The organism is Streptomyces roseochromogenus subsp. oscitans DS 12.976 (genome assembly GCF_000497445.1).
Classification (GTDB): Bacteria; Actinomycetota; Actinomycetes; order Streptomycetales; family Streptomycetaceae; genus Streptomyces; species Streptomyces oscitans.
On record NZ_CM002285.1, the window covers coordinates 7655206 to 7676840 of the forward strand.

Below are 21635 nucleotides of genomic sequence, written 5' to 3' on the forward strand. Positions count from 1 at the left end.
CGCAAGGAGATCACCCGATGCTGCCCTGGAAGCGAGTGCTCAGACCCCTCGCCGCGCTGCTCCTCACCGCCGCCGTCGCCACCGTTCCCGCCGCAACGGCCGCTGCCGCGGACACCGGGCCCAGCAGTGGCTGGAACGACTTCTCCTGCAAGCCCTCCGCCGACCATCCCCGCCCGGTCGTCCTGGTGCACGGCACCCTGGGCAACTCGGTCGACAACTGGCTGTCCCTCGCCCCCTATCTGAAGGACCGCGGATACTGCGTCTACTCCCTCGACTACGGCCAACTGACCGGCGTCCCCCTCTTCTACGGCCTCGGTCCCATCGACAAGTCGGCAGAGCAGCTGTCGGCCTTCGTGGACAAGGTGCTCGCCGCGACCGGCGCCGCCAAGGCCGATCTGGTCGGGCACTCCCAGGGCGGCATGATGCCCCGTTACTACCTGAAGTTCCTCGGCGGAGCCGCCAAGGTGAACGCCCTCGTCGGCCTCGCACCCGACAACCACGGCGCCACCCTGAGCGGCCTCACCAACCTGCTGCCGTACTTCCCCGGCGCCACGGACCTGATCAAGGCCACCACCCCCGGCCTCGCCGACCAGATCCCCGGCTCCGACTTCCTCACCCAGCTCAACGCGGGCGGTGACACCGTCCCCGGAGTGCACTACACGGTCATCGCCACCAAGTACGACGAGGTGGCCACGCCCTGGCAGAGCCAGTACCTGAGCGGCTCCGACGTCCACAACGTCCTGCTGCAGGACCTGTGCCCGCTCGACCTCACCGAGCACGTTGCGATCGGCCTGTTCGACCGTATCGCCTTCCACGAGGTGGCCAATGCGCTCGACCCGGCCGACGCCACCGCCACCACCTGCGCGTCGGCCTTCAGCTGAGGTGTCACCGGGGCCTGTCCGACCTGAGCCGCCGGACAGGCCCCGGAACCCTCACCGGCGGTGGGCGCCGCCCGCCGAGCGCCGCCGTACCGACAGGAACAGCGCCGCCGAACCGAGCGCAAGCGCCGCCGCGCCGCCGATCGCGACGTACGAGGTGCCGGTGGAGGTGCCGGTCTCCGCGAGGTTCCTCGCGGCACCGGCCGCCTTCGGCGCGTTGGGCGCGGCGGCGGTGCCGGGCTGCTGTGCCGGCGTGCTCGTGGCGTCGCCGCCCTGACGGTGATGCGGCATCGTCATCGTCGACTTGTCGGCACCGGCCGCGATCTGCCGGTCGGAGGGCGTGGAGGCCGTCGGAGCGGGGCTGTTGCCGGGGTTCGCCGCGCCGGCGCCGCCGAAGTCGACGTCCGAGCAGGAGTAGAACGCCTCCGGGCTGTCCGAGCGCTGCCAGATTGCATACAGCAGCTGCTTGCCGGACCGCTCGGGGAGCGTGCCGGAGAACGTGTAGAGGCCACCCGAGGCGACCGGGTCGGTGGACGTCGCCACCGGGTGCTCCAGATCCAGCTCGGACCAGGCCAGCGGCCTGGCGGGGTCGTAACCGGGCTTGGTGAGATAGACCTTGAAGGTCCCCTTGTGCTGGGCGGTCACCCGGTACTTGAAGGTGTACGACCCGCTGTGCACGCTCGTCACCGGCCAGTCGGCGCGGGCCAGGTCCAGGCCCTTGAACTCCTCGTTGTTCGCGCTGCACAGCTTGCCGTCCGGGATCAGCTTCTGGTGCTGTCCGGCGGCATCGCCGATCCGGATGCCGTTCCAGTCGTACAGCGCCTGTGCGCCGCCGGCCGCCACGGCCGCCTTGCACGCGGCCGACTTCGGGCTCTCCGGCCCCTCCGCGTAGCACTGCGAGACACGGCTGACCGGATCGCCCATCGAACCGTGCGCGGACGCGGGCGCGGCGGCGAGCACGGTCAGGGCGAGCGGCGGCAGACCGAGTACGGCGACGACAGCGGCCGTGCGGCGGGCGCGAGCGGGCATGCGGAACTCCTCGAAAGACGGTCCTCGGTGCGGCTGGATCCCGTGGGGTGCTCCGAAGCTAGACCCAAGAAACCGTGAAATCGCCTGCTGGAGGCGGGAGGAGGAGATCCTTATGGTGCGCTTAAGGGGGTGCTCAGACTGTGCTCAGGTAGATAGCGTGCGGCCATGACCGACAGGAATCCGGAGCGGGTCCGCGTGGCCGTCGCCGGCGATGTGCCGACCGTCAAGGCGGTGACGGACGCGGCCTATCAGCACTACATCGCGCGCATCGGCGTGGTGCCGCAGCCCATGGTGGCCGACCACGCCGCGGACGTGGCCGCCGGCCTGGTGTTCGTCACCGGGGAACCGGTCGAAGGGCTGGTCGTGATCGAGGCGTTCGCCGACCACCTCTTCCTGGACAGCATCGCCGTCCACCCCGACGCCCACGGCACGGGCGTCGGACGGCGCCTGCTGCGCTTCGTCGAGGCACGCGCGCGTGCGCTGGGCCTCGGTGAGATCAGGCTCTACACGAACGCGCTGATGTGGGAGAACCAGGAGATCTATCCGAAGTACGGATACGAGGTCGTGGAACGCCGCGTCGACGGGCCCTACGACCGCATTCACTACCGGAAGCGGCTGGACTGACGGCCCCGGCGAGGTCAGCCGTCGGGCCACCAGGTGCGTGCGATGTCCTTGCGCACCTCGGGACGGACCGTGGGGCGCTCCTCCGCCTCTTCGCGGACCCGGCGGCTGTCCGTCTTCTTCAGGGGCTTCTGCACGGTGACGCGGCGCATGGCTGCCTCCTTCGGTGCCTACCGTGGTCCGCGTTGTCACGGAGGTAGACCCTTTCGGCGAGAGTTCCTCATCGGAGCCGGATTGTCAGTGGCGGGTGTCACTCTGTGGGCATGACGAATGTGAAGGGCCGGACGGTTGCGCCGGTCGCCTGGGATGCCCCTGATGTCGACTGGGACGCGGCGGCCGGCGCCTTCGACGACGAGCCGGACCATGGCCTGCGCGACCCCCAGATCCGCGCCGCCTGGGCGGCCAGACTCCGCTCCTGGCTGCCCGAGCGCCCCGCCGATGTCCTCGACCTCGGGTGCGGCACCGGCAGCCTGTCGCTCCTCGCGGCCGAACAGGGACACCGGGTGACCGGCGTCGACTCCTCCCCGGTGATGGCCGAGCGGGCCCGCGCCAAGCTCGCCGGGTACGACGCGGTGGTCCTGTGCGGGGATGCCGCCGCCCCGCCGGTGGGGGAGCGGCGCTTCGACGTCGTCCTGGTACGGCATGTGCTCTGGACCCTGCCGGGACCGGACAGGGTGCTGCGGCACTGGCGGGACCTGCTGCGGCCCGGAGGGCGGCTCGTGCTGGTCGAGGGGGTCTGGGGGACCCTGAACCCCGTCGGCATACCCGCCGAGCGCCTCACCGCCCTGCTCGCGCCGCTGAGCCCGGAGATACGCGTGGAGCGACTGTCCGGCGACCCGCTGCTGTGGGGGAAGGCGGTGACGGACGAGCGGTACGCCGTGGTGGCCGGCATGGGGCACCGGTCAGGTCAGTAGCTCCTCGAAGCCGCCCTCGCGGGCCAGCCTCTCCAGTTCGTCCAGGGCGGCCACTGCGGCGGAGGCGGCCTCGGGGTCCGTCTCCGCCAGCCCGCTCCCGGCGAACTCGTCCTCGTCCAGCCGCCGTACGTCCGTGCCGTCGGCGGAGCGCCACAGGTCCAGGTCCAGGTCTTCCACGATCAGCTCGGCGCCGGTGCGCACCGCCGGGCGGGTGATGTCGCAGTACCAGCCCTTCACCGTGCCGTCCGCGGCGCGGACCTCCTTCACCGCGTACCAGCGGTCCCGCCAGTAGTACTCGGTGAAGACGTCACCCGGCTCGAAGCGGACGAAGCCGAAGTCCCGGGCGCCGGCGCCCGCCCAGGGCGCGCGTACGGCGATGCGGGTGCCGTCGTCGCCGAGCAGCTCGGCCGGGTAACGGATCTTCGTTCGGCCGGCCTTGACCAGGAGGACCTCCAACTGCTCCTGTTCGTCAGTCGAGTTCACGGACATGGCGTACCTCCGTCGCGCAGATCTCGTACCCGAGCCACTTGTTGATCGCGATCATCGGGTCGTTCCCGGTGTCGTTGCCGGTGAAGGCCTCGGTGATACCGGCGGCCCGGGCCCGGTACAGGGAGTGGATCTTGGCGAGCTTGGCCAGGCCGCGCCCGCGATGGGACTGGGCGGTGCCGGTCATCGCGGTGGCGTACCTGGTGCCGCCGTCGGTGTAGGCCACGCTGAAGGCGACCGGACGGCCCTCGACACACGCGGCCACCGTCAGGTCGCGGTCCAGCAGCGGATGCTTCCAGTGCTGCTCGATCCAGGCCTCGTAGTCGGTCAACTCGTAGTCGACATCGCCCGGTTCATCCAGCATCGTCTCCGCGTCCAGCTCGAACAGCGGGCGCGGGTCGTCCGCGAAGTCCGCGGCCGTACGCAGCTCGACGCCCGGCGGGATCTCCGGTTCGGGCGGGAGAGCGGAGCCCACCAGGTCGCGACGCAGGAAGTGGGCGGAACGGCTGCCCCGATAACCGTGGCGTTCCGCGAAGGCGCGGTTGGCCGGTTCGTCGAGGACCCAGCTGAACACCCTGGTCGCTCCCTGGGCGGCGAGGTGCTCCTCGGCCGCCCGCAGCAGGAGCCCGCCGGCACCGCGACCGGTCCGGTCCGGCCGGACGTAGACGTTCAGCAGACCCTGGCCCGGCTCGGTGCTGTCGTGGGCCAGATGGACCTGGGCCGTGCCGATCACCTCGCCGTCCTCCTCCGCGATCAACGGGCGATAGCGCGCCTCGGGAGGCATGTGGAGGGCGTTGTGGCGGATCGATTCCGAGGTGAACAGGATGTACGGAAGGGCGAGATGGCGGACCCTGGCGAAGCCCTCGGTGTCCGCGGGGACGCCGGGGCGGAGGTCGCGCACGATCACAGTCATGGTGATGCACCGTACGGGGATACATGCCGGTGATGCCTCTGATTTTCCGCCCGTGAGGGACAATCGGCCCGTGAGCCTGAAGATCCGCATCGATGACAGCGCGCCCCCGTACGAGCAGGTGCGGGCGCAGATCTCCGCGCAGGCACGGTCAGGGACGCTGCCGGTGGGATACCGGTTGCCGACCGTGCGGGGGCTGGCCGAGTCCCTGGGCCTCGCCGTGAACACCGTGGCCAAGGCGTACCGGGCGCTGGAGACCGACGGGGTGATCGAGACGCGGGGGCGCAACGGAACGTTTGTGGCTGCCGCCGGCTCGGCCGCGGAGCGTGAGGCGTCCTTGGCCGCACAGGCGTACGCCGAGCGGGTCCGGCGGCTCGGGCTTACCGAGGACGACGCGTTGGCTGCCGTGCGGGATGCCCTGCGGGCGGCTTACGGGGGGTCTTACGGGGGGTCTTACGGGGGGTAGGGGTTTCGGGGCTTGGCTGAGGACGGCTCGGCACCGCCGGATCCCGCCGTCGTGGCTGAGCACCGTTGTGGCGGGGGAAAAGGAGCGGCGGAAACGCGAAAACGCGGAAACACGGAAACGCGGAATCAAGGTCAGGAACGTTTCGACAGCTCCGGGAATCGTGTCACCGACAGACCCGCTCGTCCCGCCGCCCTCCCGAACACCACCGCATCCTTCACCGCCGCCCCGCCCGGATCGTTGTTGAAGTACGCGTACACGTCTTCCTGGTCGGACCACGTCGTCGCGATGCGGTCCACCCACGTCTCCAGTGAGCGGCGGCCATAGCGGGGCCAGGGGGTGGCGCGGCCCTCGTGGAAGCGGACGTAGCCCCAGTCGGTGGTGCGCCACAGGGGGGTCGTCGGGTGGGCCTGGACGTCCGCCCAGCACACGGCCGCGCCCCGGGATTCCAATACGCCCCGCACCTGCGGTGTCCACCAGGAGTCGTGGCGGGGTTCCACGGCGACCCTCGTACCGGGCGGGAAGCAGGCCAGGCAGGTGTCCAGGAGGGCGGGGTCGGCGCGCAGGGTCGGGGGAAGCTGGAGGAGGACCGGGCCCAGGCGGTCGCCGAGGCCCGCCGCGTGGGTCATCAGGCGGCCGACCGGTTCGGCGGGGTCCTTCAGGCGCTTGATGTGGGTCAGATAGCGGCTGGCCTTGACCGCGACGACGAAGTCCGCCGGGACCCGGTCCCGCCAGGTCTCGAAGTTCTCGCGGGACGGGAGACGGTAGAACGCGTTGTTGATCTCCACCGTTGCGAAGAGCCGGGTGTACTCCTCCAGCCACAGCCGCGTCGGGACCCCGGCCGGATAGACGAGGTCCCGCCAGTCCTTGTACTGCCACCCCGAGGTGCCGACGAACAAGGTCACAGCACCATCAAAGCACTACAGATACAGGCCCGCGTCCGTGCCGTCCCGCGCCCCCGGCACCGAGGTCGGCGCCGTGCCACGGCGCAGCGCGTACAGCTCGGCCAGCGTCGCGCCCTCGCGGCCGATGGCATCCTCCCGGCCGTGGGCCTCGATGCCGAGCCAGTTCACCGCCTCGCGGCGGGTCAGCGGACCCACCTCGATACGGGCCAGGCAGCGCCCGGGGCGGACCACGGCCGGGTGCAGACGCTCCAGGTCCTCGTTGGTGGTGACGCCGACCAGCACGTTGCGGCCCTGGCCGAGCAGGCCGTCGGTCAGATTGAGCAGCCGGGACAGGGCCTGGCCCGCCGTGTGCTTGGCCTCGCCGCGGATCAGCTCGTCGCAGTCCTCCAGGAGCAGCAGCCGCCAGCGGCCCTTTCCGGCGCTGTCCTCCTCGCCGATCGCGATGTCCATGAGATAGCCGACGTCGGAGAAGAGGCGTTCGGGGTCCAGGACGCAGTCCACCTGGCACCAGTCGCGCCAGGAACGGGCCAGCGTGCGCAGGGCCGAGGTCTTGCCGGTGCCGGGCGGGCCGTGCAGGAGGAGCAGCCGGCCGGCGATGTCCTCCGGGGTCGTCTTCATCAGGCGGTCCATGGCGTCCGCCACCGGTGCCGTGTAGTTGGGCCGGACCTCGTCCCAGGTGCCGGCGGAGATCTGCCGGGTGGTGCGGTGCGGGCCGCGCCGGGGGGAGACGTACCAGAAGCCCATCGTCACGTTCTCGGGCTGGGGCTCGGGTTCGTCCGCCGCGCCGTCCGTGGCCAGGTCGAGGACCCGCTTGGCCAGTTCGGCGCTGGTCGCGGTCACCGTGACGTCCGCGCCGCGGTTCCAGCGCGAGACCAGCAGGGTCCAGCCGTCGCCCTCGGCAAGGGTGGCGCTGCGGTCGTCGTCGCGGGCGGCCCGCAGCACACGGGCGCCGTCGGGCAGCAAGGTGGCGCCGGAGCGGACGCGGTCGATGTTGGCCGCGTGCGAGTACGGCTGCTCGCCCGTCGCGAAGCGGCCGAGGAACAGCGCGTCGACGACGTCGGACGGCGAGTCGGAGTCGTCGACGTGGAGCCGGATCGGCAGAGCGTCGTGTGGGTTGGCAGACATGTCGCCATGATCGGGCACGGACCGGCTCCGCGCACGGCAATTCCCCGTTTGTTCCGGGTCTCCCCAAAGCCCGCCGGACGACCTCCCTCCGCCGATACCGTTGTCCTCGATGGGACGACATGGGTGGGATTCGGATACTCGGCGGTGGCGGCTCACCGCCCTGCTCGGTGTCGGCGCGGCCGCGCTGGCCTTGGCGGTGACCCTGTTCGGCACGCTGACCGGCGGTCCCAGCACCGCCGGCACCACACGTGACGGCGACACGGTGCACGGCACCCCCGCGAGTCCGAGCGCGAAACCGGAGCCGTACGTCGGCTGGGGTTTCACCCACACCCAGTACAGCGCCGACGAAGGCGCCGCTGCGGCCACCAAGAGCGTGGAGCGGCTGCTCGGCCAGAGCGGCGGGCTGCCGCAGAACCAGCACATCATGGGCTGGGGCGCCGACAATCCCGAACCGGTCAAGGGACACTACGACTTCGGCGCCCTCGACCGCCGCATCGACTTCATGCGCGCCTCCGGGGCCACCCCCGTGATCACCCTGTGCTGCTCCCCGGACTGGATGAAGGGCGGCAGGGCCGGCGTCGACCACACGGACTGGAGCCAGTCCGCCCTGGAGAAGGCGCCCACTCCCGACCACTACCAGGACTTCGCCGACCTCGCCGCGACCATCGCCCGCCGCTATCCGGACGTGAAGCACTTCGTCGTCTGGAACGAGTTCAAGGGCTTCTGGAACGACGCCGGGTCCCGCTGGGACTACGAGGGATACACCAGGCTGTACAACCTCGTGTACACGGCGCTGAAGAAGGTCGACAAGGACATCATGGTCGGCGGGCCGTATCTGGTGATGGACAGTGTCGACCCGCGTGACCAGAACGCCTCCGGCGCGCTGAAAGGCCCGTGGGGCGCCATGGACCGGCGGGTGCTCGACGCCTTCTCGTACTGGAACGCGCACAAGGCCGGCGCCGACTTCACCGTCGTCGACGGCTCCAGCTACACCCACGACGACGACCTGCTGCCGAACGAGTTCGCGGCCACCGACAAGCTGACGGCGGTCAGCGAGTGGCTGCGGCGGCAGACCCACGGCCTGCCGCTGTGGTGGGCCGAGTACTACGTGGAGCCCGGCGACGGCAACGGCGACCGCACCGGCTGGACCGAGCCGCACCGCGTCGCCGTCCAGGCCACCGGCATGATCGCCATGGTCAAGGGCGGCGCCGACTCCGGCTTCTACTGGAACCCGGAGGACAAGACCGGTTCCGGCTGCGCCGGCTGTCTGTGGACGCCGACCGACGGCTCCGGCGGGGGCAGAGCCCTGCCCATGTACGACCTGGTGTCCCGGTTCGCCAAGGCGTTCCCGCCCGGAACGGCGTACCAGAACGTGTCCGTCGCGGCCGACGACGTGCCGGATGTCCGCGTCCTGGCGAGCGGGAGGACCGTCCTCGTGGTCAACACACAGAACCGGCCGATCAGCGCCCAGGTCGACGGCAAACGGTTCGGCATGCGGCCGTACGAGGTGAAGTGGCTCGACCGCTGAGCCACCCCGCACCCGTCACCTCATCGTCATCACTTCAAGGTCAGGAACCGCTGCACCAGCGAGGCCAGCACCACCGCCAGCAACGGCAGTGCGAACCAGAACGTGCCCTGGAGCAGCCGCAGTTGGCGCACTCCCGGCCGCACCGCGACCCGGACCACCTCCCGCGCCGCCAGCAGCAGGATCAGGAGGACGGCGGACAGCGCGCCGACCACCGACCACGGCGTCCAGGTCACCTGCGGCCCGATCGGCCCCGGATGCGGCTTCGGCACCGCGCCCGCCGGCTGCCTGCGCAGCGCGAACACCGTGACGTCGTCGTTGACCAGGACTTTCGTCAGCTCCTGCCGGTCGTCCAGGTGCTCGATCAGCCGGGGCTCCCAGGTCGCGGAGTAGCCCGCGTCCAGCTGCAGATAGGTCACCTGACTTCGGTTGATCATCAGATACGAGTGCGGGCCCGCGTCCTTCAGCGCCTTGACCAGGCCCGACACCAGCACGGGGTCGGTCGGGGCCAGAGTGGGCACATAGGAAACGCGCTCCATGTCCTTCGACCCCCAGGGCATCGCCGGGGTCACGTCGTTGACCGTGTCCTGGGTCAGCCACAGCAGCCGTACCGTCGGCTTGTCGTGGGCGTACACCCAGTTCATGGCGGCGACCTCGCCGGGCCGGGTGCGCTCGAACGGCTCGTTGCCCCAGCGGGCCACCAGGAAGCCGCCCATCAGCAGCAGCCCGGCCAGCAGCGCGGCCAGTGGAGCGAGGCTCACCCGGTCCTTGTCGCGCTCTTTCGCCGTGACGCCGGTGCGCGGGAAGAGGGCGAGGGCGCCGAGCAGGGCCGCGCCCGGCACCGCGAACATGAAGACGCGCAGCGCCATCTCACCGCCGTACGACTGCATGCCGAAGCCCAGGAACGGCACGAAGGTCAGTACCAGCAGGGAGCGTTCGCGGTAGCGGTGGAAGCGGCGCCGCCACCAGCCCCAGCAGGCGAACGCCAGCACCGAACCGGCCAGCAGCACCCGGGTGTACAGCACCAGCTTGTGCGTCGAACTGCCGCCCTGGATCCGGCCGGAGACGGAGGTGGAGACATTGCTGCCGACCCCGCCGACCCCGCCGAACAGATCGTTGAAGTGCCCGGACCAGTACGGCTCGGCCATGAAGCCCACCCACACCGCGACCAGCACCGCGCAGAGCAACGGCAGCCCGCGCAGTTCGGACCGGCCGAGCAGGACCAGGGCCGCGAGCACGCCGAGCATGATGAACGGGGTGAGCTGGTGCGCGGGCACGCTCGCCACGTACAGGCCGATCAACACCATCAGCAGGACCGCACGCTGGCGCCGGTCCGCCGGCTCCGCCTCCGCCTCGCCCGGACGGAACTTCGTCCAGATCACGCGCGGTGGGCGGAACCAGACCAGCAGGATCGCCACGAACATCAGATACAGCAGATAGGTGAAGCCCTGCGGCGAGAAATAGTCCTGGCCGACCCAGCCGCACAGCACGAACAGCCAGACGCCGGTCCACTTCGCCCGCCAGCTCGCCCGCATCGACCGGGTGAGCAGGAACATCGGTGCCAGATAGGCGAGCTGGACGGCCGTCGGCCACCAGCGGATGACCTCGGTGAAGTCGGTGACCCCGCAGGCCCGGCCGGCGAACGCGGCCACCGCGAAGAAGCCCGGCCAGCTCCAGCGGGCGTCCAGGTCCGGTACGGCGGAGCCGGTGCGGTCGATGTAGTCGATGAAGCCGAGATGCTGCCAGGCCGTCGGGAACCGCGGCTCGGTCTCGATCACGGCGGGCAGCGCGTGCAGTGATACGACCGTCGCCAGCAGGGTGAGCAGCAGCAGCGCCCGGTGCTCGCGGCGCAGCCAGAGCAGCGCGGTGAAGACGACGACCAGCAGCCCCGCTCCGACCAGGGTGGGCAGCGGCAGCACCGAGATCAGCCCGAGCCCGCCCATCCGGTCCAGATCGGCCTCGCCGAGCCGCAGCGCGGGCACCCAGTACAGCAGCAGCGCGGCGATCAGCAGACAGCCGAGGACGACTCCGGAGCGGGTGGGCAGCCGCCGCCGGCGCAGGGATGGGGATACGGGTGCCGGTGGTTCCTCGGGCATGGCTTCGTCCGGTACGGCGCGTCGGGGCGCGGGTGCGTCGTTCCCGGCCAGGGACGCGTCCAGTTCCTCGGTCGTGAACGGTGCGTCGACCTCCGCCGCCTCGGCCTCGCGCAGCAGTTCGGCCTCGGCCGGGCCCAGCGATGCCTCGCTGCCGGGTTCCCTCTCCTCCACCGGAAGCCCCACCGGAAGCCCGGCCCGAAGCGCCGGAGGGGGCACCGGCGTACCGGCGGGTGGGGTGCCGGGGCCCGGGCGGACGTCCGGGCGGCGCTCCACATGGTCGAAGTCGACATGGATGCCGAGAGCCAGGGTGTCGTTGTCCAGCGCCCAGGCAGGGCTGTGCCGGTGGGCCGGGGGAGAGGCTGGGATCTCGCGCGCCCCCAGGTCGGCGAGGTCCCCGTCGGGTGCCGCCGTGTCGGGTACGGCGTCGGCGGCGGTGCGGATCGTCTTCCAGAGCCGCGGCGCGGCGATCGCCGCGATGACCGCGAGGCTGCCGGCCTCGGCGATGCCCGCTCCGGTCAGCCCCATCCGGGGCAGGAGCAGCAGGGTCAGACCCAGCGTCAGTGCGCACAACAGGCCCTGGAACAGGGCGAGTCCGGCGGTGCGGCTGCGGGCCCGCAGCACCGCGAAGTACGTCTCGATGACGACCCGCAGTATCGAGCCGACCGCGAGCCAGCGCAGCAGCGGGGTCGCGGCGGCCGCGTAGCCCGTGCCGAACACGCCGAGGATCCAGGGCGCGCCGGTGATCAGCAGGCCCGCGACCGGCAGCATGATCCGGGCCATCCGCCGCAGTGCGGCACGGGTGTTGGCAGCCAGGCGATCCGGGTCGTGCGAGCCCTCGACCGTGAGGGACGCGCCCATGTTGATGGCGAGCAGGTCGGTCGTACCGCCGATGGTGGCGGCGATGTAGAAGTAGGCGTTCTCGGCGGAGCTGACCTGCGATGCGACGAGCACCGGCACGAGGTAGATCACGGCGAGCGAGAACAGCGAGCCGGTGTAGTCCCCGGCCAGGAACCGGCCGACCTGCGTCAGCGTGGGCGGCTGGGCGCGGCCCTCGGTCGCCTTGACGTGCCGGGGCACCAGCCGCCGGAACACCAGCCAGCCCAGCGGCACCACCGAGGTGACGATCGCGGCCACCCAGGAGACGAAGACACCGGCGGTCGGGATGGCGACGGCGAGCGCGACGAGCAGGGCCAGCTTCACGGCCGAGAACACGGTGTTGCCCACCGGCACCCAGGTCGCGCTGCGCAGTCCGGTCAGCACCCCGTCCTGCAGGGTGAGCAGGTTCCAGGCGACGACGGCCACGATGAAGCCGAGCCCGTTGACCGTGCCGTGCAGGAACCGGTACGACGGCCCCCAGGTGTCCAGGGTCAGCAGGAAGACGCCCGCCGCGAGCGCCACCACCAGGGAACTGCCCGCGTAGGTACGGAAGATGAGCGTGCCGGTGCGTTTCCCGGACACCGGGATGAAGCGGGCCAGGGCACCGGTCAGGGTCACCGCGGTCAGCCCGGCGAGGAACTTCATCGCGGCGATGGCGGCCGAGCCCTGCCCGACCGCCGACTCGGAGTAGTAGCGCGCCGCCGCCAGCCAGAAGCCGAGCCCGAGGACGGCGCTGACACCCGTGTTGAGCATCAGCGCGTAGGCGTTGCGGAACAGCGGGCTGCCGCCGCCGGACCGGCCCGTGCCGGGCAGCCGGAGGCGCCGCCCGGACTTCTCGGGCGCCCCGGCGCCGGGCGTCGCGGCCTCGGTTGTTGTGGTCGTGTCAGACACGGGAACGGATGGCCTTCCGGCGGACCTGGCGGGCTCTGCGGACGAGGGCGTACCCCTTGGTGAGGGCACGGTCCCTGGCGAAGGCGCGGGTGACGGCACGGCCGTGGAGCAGCTGTTCGAACTCCTCGGCACCCGTGGCGCGCCGCACCGTGACCCGTTCGAGCGCGTACGGCCCCTGGCGGCGGCGGGCGAGCGCGTTGCCGACGGCGAGCGCCTGGGCGTAGCCGTCCGCGCGCACGGCCTGGCGGACCCTGCGGCTGGAGTACCCGTAGGGGTAGGCGAACGACACCGGGCGGGCGCCGAGTTCGTCCGTGACGATCTCCGTGCAGCGGGTCAGCTCCGTGCGCAGGGCATCGTCGTCGAGCTGGTCGAGCTGCGGGTGGGTGTGGCTGTGTCCGCCGATCTCCACGCCGGCGGCGGCCAGTTCGCGCACCTGCCGCCAGTCGAGCATGGTGTCGAGGCCGCCTCCGGTGTCGTACCCGCCCCTGATCCAGCCGGTGGAGACGAACAGCGTGGCGGGGAAGCCGTGCTTGGCGAGCACGGGCAGCGCGTGCCGGTGCACGCCCTCGTAGCCGTCGTCGAAGGTGATCAGCACCGGCCGGGCGGGCAGCGGGGCGCCACTGCGCCAGCGGCCCGCGAGGTCGGCGGTGGTGACCGGGGTCAGGCCCAGGTCGCCGATGAGCGCCATCTGCTCCGCGAACGCCTCCGGCGCCACCGACAGGGCGCGGGTGGCGTCGTTGGGCGCGGTGGCCACGGAGTGGTACATGAGGATGGGGACGGGCGTGTCACTCATGGGTGCCCCCTTCGGAACCGGCGCGGGCCTCGGTGCTCTCCGGGATCGGCGCCGGCGAGAAGGTCGTACCGCTGCGCCGCGCCCGCACGCTTCCCACCACATAGCCGCCCGCCGCAGTGAGGACTCCGGCGACGATCGCGCCCGCGCGGCCCGCGCCGCCCGGCCGGGCCAGCAGGGCGTCCCGCAGACCACGGACGACCCCTGCGGGCAACACCCTTGTGGTGTACCGGCGTTCGGACCGCAAACCCTGGCCGGCGCCCACGCTGCGGGCGACCAGCGCCTTGGACAGGCCCTCGGCGTAGGTGCGGGTGCGGAAGTAGGCGAAGTGCTCGCGGGGTGCGGGCACCCGGTGGTGGATGACGGCGCGGTCGTCGATGAGCAGGACGGCGTCGGGGCGGACCCGGGTGAGCCGGATGCACAGCTCCGTCTCCTCGCAGCCCAGCGGACGGCGGTCGCCGTCGCGGCCGATGCCGGTGGCGAAGCCGCCCGCCGCATCGAACGCCGTACGCCGGAAGGAAGCGTTTCCTCCGAGCACATTGCGGACCCGGACCCGGCCCGGCGGCAGCCCCTTGTAGGTGCAGCCCACCACCCAGTCGAACTCCTCCGGGAACCAGGCCGGCCGCCGGCCCGACGCCCAGACGGGTTCGGTGCGGCCGCCGACCGCCATGACGCGCGGGTCGGCGTACCCCTCGGCGAAGCGGCGCAGCCAGTCGCGTTCGGCCACGGCGTCGTCGTCCAGGAAGGCGATGACCTCGCCGTGGGAGGCGGCGATGCCGGTGTTGCGGCCGGCGGACAGGCCGCGCGGGCCCGCGTTGGCCAGCACCCGGACGCACTCGGTCTCCTTGTACTCGCGGGCCAGCCGGTCCCTCAGCGCCGGGTTGTGGTCCACGACCAGGAGCGTCTCCAGCGCCGGATACGACTGCGCGCGCACCGAGGAGACCGCCGCGAGGATGTCCTCCCAGCGGTCCTCGGTGTACACGCAGATCACGACGGAGATGCCGGGATCTGTCAAGACAACTCTCCCCGGACCGTGTCGAGCATCGGCGAGTGCTGTTCCTGGCGGCGCAGCTCGCGCCGGTTGGAGCGCTCCCCGAGGATGACCTTCAGCACCCGGAACCCGTCGCGCACGGCCCGTAGATTGCTGGTGCCGTGGATGCGGAGGTACTCGTGGCTCGGGATCTCCTGGACCTTCAGACCGGCCTTGACCACTCTGATGTTCATGAGCGTCTCGACCTCGAAGCCGGTGCAGTCCAGGTCGATCTTGTCGAGGCAGTGCCGCCAGAACGCGTTGTAGCCGTAGCACAGGTCGGTGTAGCGGGCGCCGAACTTGCGGTTGACGACCGTGCACAGCGCCCAGTTGCCGAGCTTGCGGATGAAGGTCATGTCGTCGGTGCCGCCGCCGTTGGCGAAGCGCGAGCCCTTGGCGAAGTCGGCGCCGGAGACCAGCGCGGAGACATAGCTGACGATCTCGCCGCCGTCGGCCGAGCCGTCCGCGTCGACCATGACGATGATGTCGCCACTGCAGGCCTCGAACCCGGTGATCAGGGCATCCCCTTTGCCCTTGCCGTGCTGTTCGACGACCTTGACGCCCGGCCACAGGGAACGGGCCACTTCGACGGTGTCGTCGGTGGAATTGCCGTCCACCAGGACGACTTCGTGTATCCAGTCCGGAAGTGTCTTGAAGACGTACGGAAGATTCTCCGCCTCATTCATGGCGGGAATCACCACGCTCACCGGCGGAGTGATCGCGAGGTGAGAGGAGATCGGCCTATAGTGCGCGGCGATCGACGGATCTTGTTGCCCTGAACTGGGCGGGCGCAGAACGGAACTCATGAGTCTTTTTCCCTCTCGTCCGGTGGACCGCCCACCCCCGGGCGGCCCGGCTCTGTTCCGGTTCGAAAGGGGGGTTTCTCATCTTCGGCACGGCGAATTGATCTCCGTACCCGCAGACGAGCTGGCAAAGCTGGCCGGTCTGCCGGAGAAAAACGGCAGCCGGTCGCGCGGCACGACTCGGTCACAGTTGCGGTCACCGAGCACGGCACCCCCCTACCGCGCCCCGCGCCGGCGGACGTCGTGGCCCTGAGCCCTCCCCTGGAGCCGTGTGCCGACGTGCCGGTGCGGGTGAGTTGTATGACGGTATTGACGATTGAACCCGAAAGGCAAGCCCTGGAAGGCTGCCTCACGCTTTTGTTGGTTTGGCCGTTACACAACTTTGGCCGGTCTTACTCAGTGTTGTGTGCGTTTTCCGGAAATTTGTTCCCGGAGTGACGCCAGGAGCAGAAGCAGCACACTCAGCACGGTCACCGCGACCACCCCGCCGCGGACCGACCAGCGATGGACCGCGAGCATGCCCTGGGTCACCAGCATGTTGACGACGACCGAGCCCGCAAGCGCGCAGAGCGTCCGGCCGAAGGGATCCAGCCCGCGCAGCGCCGCGGCGATGGCCACGGCCGGCGCCGCGAGCAGGAAGAAGAAGGCGCACGGGCCGCGCAGCGGAGAGGTCGAGTCGAGGAGGGCGAGCAGCGCGCCGACCGCCGCCACGGCGGTCCCGGCCCCCGCGAGCAGCGGCAATGAAGATGTCTTGATACGTAAGGTCTGCATTGGCGACTTTGCCCCCCGACGCGCCGGATGCCGGGCTTCAATGTGGCGCAGTCCAAGCGGCGCCGTCAAGACGACGGTTGTCGAACCGTCACCGGGGATGACATGTACGCGCAATAGATGAACGGTGAATGTTTCTGGTTGATCCTGTTGAGACCCTAAAAGTCTTGGCATGGACACTTCCCGTCAACACGCGTAGTTGCTACGACAGTTACGGCAGAGATCCTGCTAAAGGGAGGTTCCATGAGACGTTCCCGACTTACCGGACTCGTTACCTCACTCCTCCTCGCCGCCGGCCTCGGACTCACCGGAGCCGCGTCGGCGCAGGCCTCCTCGGCGGCCGTGACCGGCGGCTATGTCGCCCTCGGCGACTCCTACTCGTCCGGAGTCGGCTCGGGCAGCTACATCAGCTCCAGCGGCGACTGCGACCGCAGCACGAAGGCGTACCCGTACCTGTGGAACGCCGCCCACAGCCCGTCCTCGTTCGCCTTCGACGCCTGCTCCGGCGCCACGACGGACGACGTGATGGCCAATCAGCTCGGCTCGCTGAACTCCTCCACCTCACTGGTGTCCCTCACCATCGGCGGCAACGACGCCGGCTTCTCCGACGTCATGACGACCTGTGTGATCCAGTCCGACAGCGCCTGTCTCTCCCGGATCGACACCGCCAAGGCGTACGTCGACTCCACGCTCCCCGGCAAACTGGACACCGTCTACGACGCGATCACCGCCAAGGCCCCGGGTGCCAAGGTGGTCGTCCTCAGCTACCCCCGCTTCTACCTGCTCGGACAGACCTGCCTCGGCCTCTCCGACACCAAGCGGTCCGCGATCAACGGCGCGGCCGACTACATCGACGCCGCCATCCAGAAGCGCGCCCAGGCCCACGGATTCGTCTTCGGCGACGTCCGCTCCGCGTTCTCCAGCCACGAGATCTGCTCCGGCGACTCCTGGCTGCACAGCGTCAACTGGCTCGACATCAGCGAGTCGTACCACCCCACCGCGGCCGGCCAGTCCGGCGGCTATCTGCCCGTGCTCACGAACAACGCGTGACCCGCACGGGCTCGCCCCTCAGGGTGAACCCTCCCGCCCTCAGGGTGAACTCCCCGGCGAGCCCGACGCCGAAGCGGAGGCCCCGCCTGTCGGGGTCTCCGTCGCCGTCCCGGTCGCCGTACCCGAGCAACTCACCGAGAACGGCACGGAGTTCGACGTCATCTGCACGGGACCGCGTACCGTCACGCTGATCTGGTCCTCGGTCGTTCCGCTGCCCGAGTACACCGTCAGGGTCACCCGCACCTTCTGCGTCTTGCCTCCGCCGTCCGGGAAGGACAGCGTCCGCCACCCCGGATCCGACACCGACCCGCGCGTCGACACCCAGCGGTACTCCACCCGCGCCGGCAGCCGCCCCACCGTGAACGTCGCCGTGAAGACCGGTGTCTGAGCGGCCGGCGGGGGACAGGTCCCGGCGTACGTGGTGTGCGCGCCGGCCACGGCGACCTGCACGGACTGCGCCGGCTGCGGGCTCGACGACGCACTGCCGCTCGCGGTCGACGGCGCCTGGGTGTTCGAGTCGGTGCTGCCGCGCGCGGTCGGCGTGTGCGCGCTGTCGCTCGCCGAGACGTCGCCCGCGTTGCCCCGGCCGCCGTTGTCGCGGTGCAGCAGCGCGTACGTCAGCCCCGCCAGCGCGAGCACGACCGCGAGCAGACCCGCCACCAGCACCACACCGGCTCGCCGGGAGCGTTCCGGCGCCGCGGACGTCGTCGTGCCGGACAGGGGCGTCGGTGGGGTGGGAGCGGGCGGCCCCGGATACCGGGCCGCGTACTCCCGGTCCACGGCCGTCGGGGCGGTGTACGGCGGCGGCAGCGGCATCGTGGCCGCGCGGGGCGTTCCTCCCCGAGAGGGGGCACCCCCGGCTGCGACGATCCGCAGCTCGTGCTCCGCCCGCTCGGCACCGAGCCGCTCGGCGGGGTCCTTGCGCAGCAGCCCCTCGACGACCGGGGCGAGCGGCCCGGCTCGGCGCGGCGGTGGCAACTCCTCGTCCACCACCGCACGCAGGGTGCTGAGCGGGGTGTCGTACCGGAACGGCGAGACACCCTCCACGGCCGCGTAGAGCAGCACCCCCAGCGACCACAGATCTGACTCCGGCCCCGGCGTCCGCCCCAACGCCCGCTCCGGTGCGAGGAATTCGGGCGAGCCGACCACCTCGCCGGTCATGGTCAGCGCGGAGCTGCCCTCGACCGAGGCGATCCCGAAGTCGGTCAGCACCACCCGGCCGTCGTTCGCGAGCAGCACATTGGCCGGCTTCACATCCCGGTGCAGCACTCCGGCGGCGTGCGCGGCGCGCAGCGCGGACAGCACCTCGGCACCGATGTGCGCCGCCCGCTGCGGCGACAGCGCACCCTCCGCCTCCAGCTGGTCGGCCAGCGACAGCCCGTGCACCAGCTCCATCACGATCCACGGCCGGCCGCCCTCCAGCGCCACGTCGTACACCGTGACCACGTTGCGGTTCGAGACCCGGGCCGCCGCCCACGCCTCGCGCTCCAGACGCGCGTACATCCGCTCCACATCGGAGGCCGGCAGCCCGGCCGGCGCCCGCACCTCCTTGACGGCCACCTCGCGGTGCAGCACCTCGTCCCGGGCACGCCACACCGTGCCCATGCCGCCCTCGCCCAGCGGGGACAGCAGACGGTAGCGGCCCGCGATCACACGTTCACGGCCCGGCTCTTCGGACACGGGCGCCCCCAAGGCATATCGCGTGATTTCTGCACCAAAGTAGCTCAGCCCAGCGCGGATGCGGCCCCCCTGAGCACCAATCCGGCACCCAGGGCCATGACGACCAGCGCGGACGCGAGCGGCACGGACCGGCGTACCAGCGTGGCCACCGGGTGGGTGGTCCAGCGCGGACGCCGCTCCAGCACCCGGGTCACCCCCGAGCCCAGCCGGACCACGGCGAACCCGGCCGCCGTGAGTGTCAGCGCGAGCCCGGCTCCGTAGGCCACGACGAGCAGCAGCCCGAACCAGGCCTTCCCGAGTGCGGCGGCGCCGACGAGGACGACCACGGCGGAGGGACTGGGCACGAGGCCACCGGCGAACCCGAGCAGGATCGTGCCGCGGAGGGTGGGGGCGGCGGGGTGGGTATGGGTGTGACCGCCATGGGTGTGCGGGTGATTGGCGTGGGTGTGGCTGTGGGTGTGTCCCCCATGGGTGTGCTCGACACGCTGAGCGGGGTGATGATGGCGCGCGGACCACACCCTCCGTACGAGGCCGGCGCCGGTCGCGAGGACCAGTGCGCCGCCGGCGATGCCCAGCCAGGCGATCACCGAGGGCGTGGCGGCGGAACCGGCCGTGACGAGCAGGCCCAGAGCGACCACGCCGAGAGTGTGGGTCACCGTGACCGAGGCCGCCAGCGGAAGCACGTCACGGGGCCGGGCCCGGCCTCCGCGCGCCGCCGCGGCCGCGGCCATCAGGGTCTTGCCGTGGCCCGGCGCGAGCGCGTGCAGCGCGCCGAGCACGACCGCCACGAGCAGCGCGAGCGCGGCGAAGCCGACGGTGAGGTCATGGCGGGCCACGAGGTCGTCCAGCGCGCGGGTCCAGCGGTCGGCGCCCCGCGGCAGGACGGCGGCCCCCGGTTCCGCCCGCGGCTCCTCGGTGAGGGCCGGACCGCCGGGTCGCAGCCGTACGGAGGCGGTGGTGATGTCGGCCGGGGAGGACAGCAAGTCCTTCGGATACGTGGTCAGTTCGTGCGAGACCGACGTCTTCGGTACGTCCGTCGCGGTGAGCGTCATACGGTCGCCGCGCGCGGTGATCTCCCGCCAGCCGGGCCCGGACCAGTTCGTCGCGCTGCGAAAGCCGAGGGCGACCGAGCCGGCCCGGGGGAGCGGCGCCGTCCAACGGCACTCCACCCGCAGGGTGTTGAGGCCCGCCTGCCCGGGACGCAGGGCGGCCCGGCTGTCCCGCACGGTGAGGGGGACCTCGCGCCCGTTCACGGTCGCCTCGCTGCCCCGGGCGGCCTGCGCACAGCGCTGCCGGGCCCACTCCGCCGTGCCCAGCCGCGCCATGTCCGGTCTGGCCTGGGTCGCCGGTATCTCGGCCAGGTCCTCGACATGGTCCACCCGGAGCCGGCCGGGCGCGGCGACAAGGCCGTCGTACCGGTTGACGGTGAAGTTGCCGAGGGGATGCGCGCTCGCGCCTGGGGCGGGCAGGAGCACGAGGGCGCACAGGGCGCAGAGGACGAACGCGAGACGCGGCCTCACTTCGCGGCCTCCAGCGCCCTACGGGCCTCGGCGACGCCCAGGGGGGAGAAACCCGGGTTCAGCTTCAGGGCCGAGGCCAGCGAGGCGCGGCCCGCCGTCCGGTGGCTCGTGGCCAGCTCGATCATGCCGCGGTGGTACAGGAAGGCGGCGTTGCGGTAACCGGTGGCGGTGGCTTGGCGGGCGTATGCCAGGGCCTCCGTGTCACGGCCGTTGACGTGCAGCGCCCAGGCCAGCGCGTCCGCGGTGTGCACGGTGTGCCGACGGGCCCATTCGGCGCGGGCCGCGCGCAGGGCGGCCGCCTTGTCGCCGTGGTCGGCGGCGGCCAGCGCGGTGTCGAGGTCGGCGTTGACGCCGTTGGCGCGGGCCAGCGTGATCCAGGTGTCCACCAGGGCGTACTGCCGTCGCGCCCTGGCCCGGTCGCCGGCCGCGCCCCGCGCCTCGTACAGCTCGCCCAGCTCGACGAGGGGGCCCGGCAGCGGATAGCGGGACACCACTGTCTCCATCCCTTTGACCGCCGCCGCGCGGTCCCCGCTCGCCGCCTGCGCCCTTGCCCGGCCCTCCAGCGCCGGGAGGTAGGTGTCGTCGGCGGCGAGGGCACGGGCGTAGGAGGCGAGAGCGGTCTTGTAGTCGCCCTGGTTCCAGGAGAGTTGGCCGAGCTGGGCGGCGACGTACGCGATGTCGCCCGGCGACGTGGCACTCGCCAGGGCCTGCCGCAGGACCCGGCGTGCCGTCGTCACGTCCCCGCGCAGTTCGTGCACGTACGCGTACCGCGTGAAGACCGGTACGCCTGGTCTGCGGGCGTCGGCGGTCTCGGCGGCCCGGGACGCCTCGGCGTACCGGCCGAGTTCGACCAGGGCGTCGATACGGGAGGACAACGCGCGCTCGCTGTACGGGTTCTGCCGCAGCGCCGCGTCCGCGTAGGCCAGGGCGCCGGTGAAGTCGTGCCGGGCGGCGGCGAGGGCGGCGCGGCCGGCCAGCGCCTGGTCGCTGTCCGGGGACAGGGACAGGGACCGCTTGAGCGCCTGCTCCGCCTGCGGATAGCGGGCGGGGTCGCCCTTGGTCCGCGCCTGCTCGACGTAGGCCAGGCCCAGGGTGGCCCAGCCACCGGAGTCCTTGGGCTGGGTGCGCAGATGCGCCTGGAGCGCGGCGACCGAGGCGTCCAGGTTGCCGCCGCCCAGCACACCGGGGTCCATGGCGCTGGAGGCGACCGGAACCGGGTCCGGCGCGCGACTCGCGCCGACGGCGATCGCCCCACCGGTCAGCGCGACGGCCAAC

Annotated in this window: 20 protein-coding genes; 6 read left to right on the forward strand and 14 right to left on the reverse strand. The window is 71.5% G+C overall.

The features are described from left to right. Nucleotides 1–17: 17 nt before the first annotated feature. Entirely contained in the window at nucleotides 18–881 is an 864-nt protein-coding gene (locus tag M878_RS82730; protein ID WP_023551823.1) for an esterase/lipase family protein, read from the forward strand. Between the two features lie 51 nt (nucleotides 882–932). Here the strand turns inward: M878_RS82730 and M878_RS82735 are convergent, their stop codons facing one another. Then, nucleotides 933–1907 (reverse strand): lytic polysaccharide monooxygenase auxiliary activity family 9 protein, encoded by a 975-nt coding sequence (locus M878_RS82735; RefSeq protein ID WP_023551824.1) that lies wholly within the window; start codon nucleotides 1905–1907, stop codon nucleotides 933–935. Between the two features lie 165 nt (nucleotides 1908–2072). Between M878_RS82735 and M878_RS82740 the strand changes: the two genes are divergently transcribed. After that, nucleotides 2073–2531, forward strand: a complete 459-nt coding sequence (locus M878_RS82740) for a GNAT family N-acetyltransferase (protein ID WP_023551825.1) — start codon at nucleotides 2073–2075, stop codon at nucleotides 2529–2531. 14 nt (nucleotides 2532–2545) lie between these two features. On the opposite strand, the gene M878_RS000000101150 is transcribed toward M878_RS82740, so the two are convergent. Next, a complete protein-coding gene (locus tag M878_RS000000101150) occupies nucleotides 2546–2680 on the reverse strand; it encodes a hypothetical protein (RefSeq protein ID WP_023551826.1) in 135 nt (44 codons plus the stop codon). Nucleotides 2681–2791: 111 nt separating this feature from the next. Between M878_RS000000101150 and M878_RS82745 the strand changes: the two genes are divergently transcribed. After that, a complete protein-coding gene (locus M878_RS82745; protein ID WP_023551827.1) occupies nucleotides 2792–3442 on the forward strand; it encodes a class I SAM-dependent methyltransferase in 651 nt (216 codons plus the stop codon). On the opposite strand, the gene M878_RS82750 is transcribed toward M878_RS82745, so the two are convergent. After that, entirely contained in the window at nucleotides 3431–3931 is a 501-nt protein-coding gene (locus tag M878_RS82750) for a ribonuclease FAU-1 family protein (RefSeq protein WP_023551828.1), read from the reverse strand. The two genes, M878_RS82745 and M878_RS82750, sit on opposite strands and share 12 nt — an antisense overlap. Beyond that, complete coding sequence (locus tag M878_RS82755) at nucleotides 3912–4841, reverse strand: GNAT family N-acetyltransferase (protein ID WP_031226568.1); 930 nt, start codon at nucleotides 4839–4841, stop codon at nucleotides 3912–3914. The genes M878_RS82750 and M878_RS82755 overlap by 20 nt, the downstream gene beginning before the upstream one ends. A 70-nt stretch (nucleotides 4842–4911) precedes the next feature. On the opposite strand from M878_RS82755, the gene M878_RS82760 reads away from it, so the two are divergent. Then, nucleotides 4912–5304 carry a GntR family transcriptional regulator gene (locus tag M878_RS82760; RefSeq protein WP_023551830.1) on the forward strand — a complete coding sequence of 131 codons (393 nt, stop codon included), beginning with the start codon at nucleotides 4912–4914 and terminating at the stop codon, nucleotides 5302–5304. 131 nt (nucleotides 5305–5435) lie between these two features. Here the strand turns inward: M878_RS82760 and M878_RS82765 are convergent, their stop codons facing one another. Together M878_RS82765 and M878_RS82770 are read right to left on the reverse strand one after the other, a co-directional pair. Next, entirely contained in the window at nucleotides 5436–6206 is a 771-nt protein-coding gene (locus M878_RS82765; RefSeq protein WP_023551831.1) for a DUF72 domain-containing protein, read from the reverse strand. A gap of 15 nt (nucleotides 6207–6221) precedes the next feature. Then, nucleotides 6222–7331, reverse strand: a complete 1110-nt coding sequence (locus tag M878_RS82770) for a DUF5925 domain-containing protein (RefSeq protein ID WP_023551832.1) — start codon at nucleotides 7329–7331, stop codon at nucleotides 6222–6224. Nucleotides 7332–7440: 109 nt separating this feature from the next. On the opposite strand from M878_RS82770, the gene M878_RS82775 reads away from it, so the two are divergent. Then, nucleotides 7441–8859 carry a GH39 family glycosyl hydrolase gene (locus tag M878_RS82775; protein WP_023551833.1) on the forward strand — a complete coding sequence of 473 codons (1419 nt, stop codon included), beginning with the start codon at nucleotides 7441–7443 and terminating at the stop codon, nucleotides 8857–8859. Between the two features lie 29 nt (nucleotides 8860–8888). On the opposite strand, the gene M878_RS82780 is transcribed toward M878_RS82775, so the two are convergent. The 5 genes from M878_RS82780 to M878_RS82800 form a co-directional block, all read right to left on the reverse strand. Then, nucleotides 8889–12719, reverse strand: coding sequence for a lipopolysaccharide biosynthesis protein (locus tag M878_RS82780; RefSeq protein WP_023551834.1), 3831 nt, complete (start codon nucleotides 12717–12719; stop codon nucleotides 8889–8891). Beyond that, entirely contained in the window at nucleotides 12712–13512 is an 801-nt protein-coding gene (locus M878_RS82785; RefSeq protein ID WP_031226570.1) for a polysaccharide deacetylase family protein, read from the reverse strand. Before M878_RS82785 ends, M878_RS82780 begins: the two co-directional genes overlap by 8 nt. After that, nucleotides 13505–14524, reverse strand: a complete 1020-nt coding sequence (locus M878_RS82790) for a glycosyltransferase family 2 protein (RefSeq protein WP_023551836.1) — start codon at nucleotides 14522–14524, stop codon at nucleotides 13505–13507. Before M878_RS82790 ends, M878_RS82785 begins: the two co-directional genes overlap by 8 nt. Beyond that, nucleotides 14521–15345 carry a glycosyltransferase family 2 protein gene (locus tag M878_RS82795; RefSeq protein WP_031226572.1) on the reverse strand — a complete coding sequence of 275 codons (825 nt, stop codon included), beginning with the start codon at nucleotides 15343–15345 and terminating at the stop codon, nucleotides 14521–14523. Before M878_RS82795 ends, M878_RS82790 begins: the two co-directional genes overlap by 4 nt. 393 nt (nucleotides 15346–15738) lie before the next feature. Continuing rightward, the gene (locus tag M878_RS82800; protein ID WP_245238259.1) at nucleotides 15739–16227 is read right to left on the reverse strand and encodes a hypothetical protein; all 489 of its coding nucleotides are present in this window, start codon (nucleotides 16225–16227) and stop codon (nucleotides 15739–15741) included. Between the two features lie 126 nt (nucleotides 16228–16353). Here M878_RS82800 and M878_RS82805 point away from each other — a divergent pair, with 126 nt between their 5' ends. Further along, on the forward strand, nucleotides 16354–17160 hold the full coding sequence (locus M878_RS82805; protein WP_023551839.1) for an SGNH/GDSL hydrolase family protein: 807 nt from the start codon (nucleotides 16354–16356) through the stop codon (nucleotides 17158–17160). A gap of 39 nt (nucleotides 17161–17199) precedes the next feature. On the opposite strand, the gene M878_RS82810 is transcribed toward M878_RS82805, so the two are convergent. The 3 genes from M878_RS82810 to M878_RS49500 all read right to left on the reverse strand — a co-directional run. Further along, entirely contained in the window at nucleotides 17200–18840 is a 1641-nt protein-coding gene (locus tag M878_RS82810) for a serine/threonine-protein kinase (RefSeq protein ID WP_031226575.1), read from the reverse strand. A gap of 44 nt (nucleotides 18841–18884) precedes the next feature. Beyond that, nucleotides 18885–20360 carry a hypothetical protein gene (locus M878_RS82815; RefSeq protein WP_023551841.1) on the reverse strand — a complete coding sequence of 492 codons (1476 nt, stop codon included), beginning with the start codon at nucleotides 20358–20360 and terminating at the stop codon, nucleotides 18885–18887. Continuing rightward, nucleotides 20357–21635, reverse strand: a 1279-nt coding sequence (locus M878_RS49500) for a tetratricopeptide repeat protein (RefSeq protein WP_023551842.1), incomplete at its 5' end; no start/stop codon positions are given. The genes M878_RS49500 and M878_RS82815, both read right to left, overlap by 4 nt.

Bases quoted from the DNA above. Each gene is read 5' to 3' on its own strand.
- M878_RS82730 (WP_023551823.1), top strand. From the start codon at position 18: ATGCTGCCCTGGAAGCGAGTGCTCAGACCCCTCGCCGCGCTGCTCCTC.
- M878_RS82735 (WP_023551824.1), bottom strand. From the start codon at position 1,907: ATGCCCGCTCGCGCCCGCCGCACGGCCGCTGTCGTCGCCGTACTCGGT.
- M878_RS82740 (WP_023551825.1), top strand. From the start codon at position 2,073: ATGACCGACAGGAATCCGGAGCGGGTCCGCGTGGCCGTCGCCGGCGAT.
- M878_RS000000101150 (WP_023551826.1), bottom strand. From the start codon at position 2,680: ATGCGCCGCGTCACCGTGCAGAAGCCCCTGAAGAAGACGGACAGCCGC.
- M878_RS82745 (WP_023551827.1), top strand. From the start codon at position 2,792: ATGACGAATGTGAAGGGCCGGACGGTTGCGCCGGTCGCCTGGGATGCC.
- M878_RS82750 (WP_023551828.1), bottom strand. From the start codon at position 3,931: ATGTCCGTGAACTCGACTGACGAACAGGAGCAGTTGGAGGTCCTCCTG.
- M878_RS82755 (WP_031226568.1), bottom strand. From the start codon at position 4,841: ATGACTGTGATCGTGCGCGACCTCCGCCCCGGCGTCCCCGCGGACACC.
- M878_RS82770 (WP_023551832.1), bottom strand. From the start codon at position 7,331: ATGTCTGCCAACCCACACGACGCTCTGCCGATCCGGCTCCACGTCGAC.
- M878_RS82775 (WP_023551833.1), top strand. From the start codon at position 7,441: ATGGGACGACATGGGTGGGATTCGGATACTCGGCGGTGGCGGCTCACC.
- M878_RS82785 (WP_031226570.1), bottom strand. From the start codon at position 13,512: ATGAGTGACACGCCCGTCCCCATCCTCATGTACCACTCCGTGGCCACC.
- M878_RS82795 (WP_031226572.1), bottom strand. From the start codon at position 15,345: ATGAGTTCCGTTCTGCGCCCGCCCAGTTCAGGGCAACAAGATCCGTCG.
- M878_RS82805 (WP_023551839.1), top strand. From the start codon at position 16,354: ATGAGACGTTCCCGACTTACCGGACTCGTTACCTCACTCCTCCTCGCC.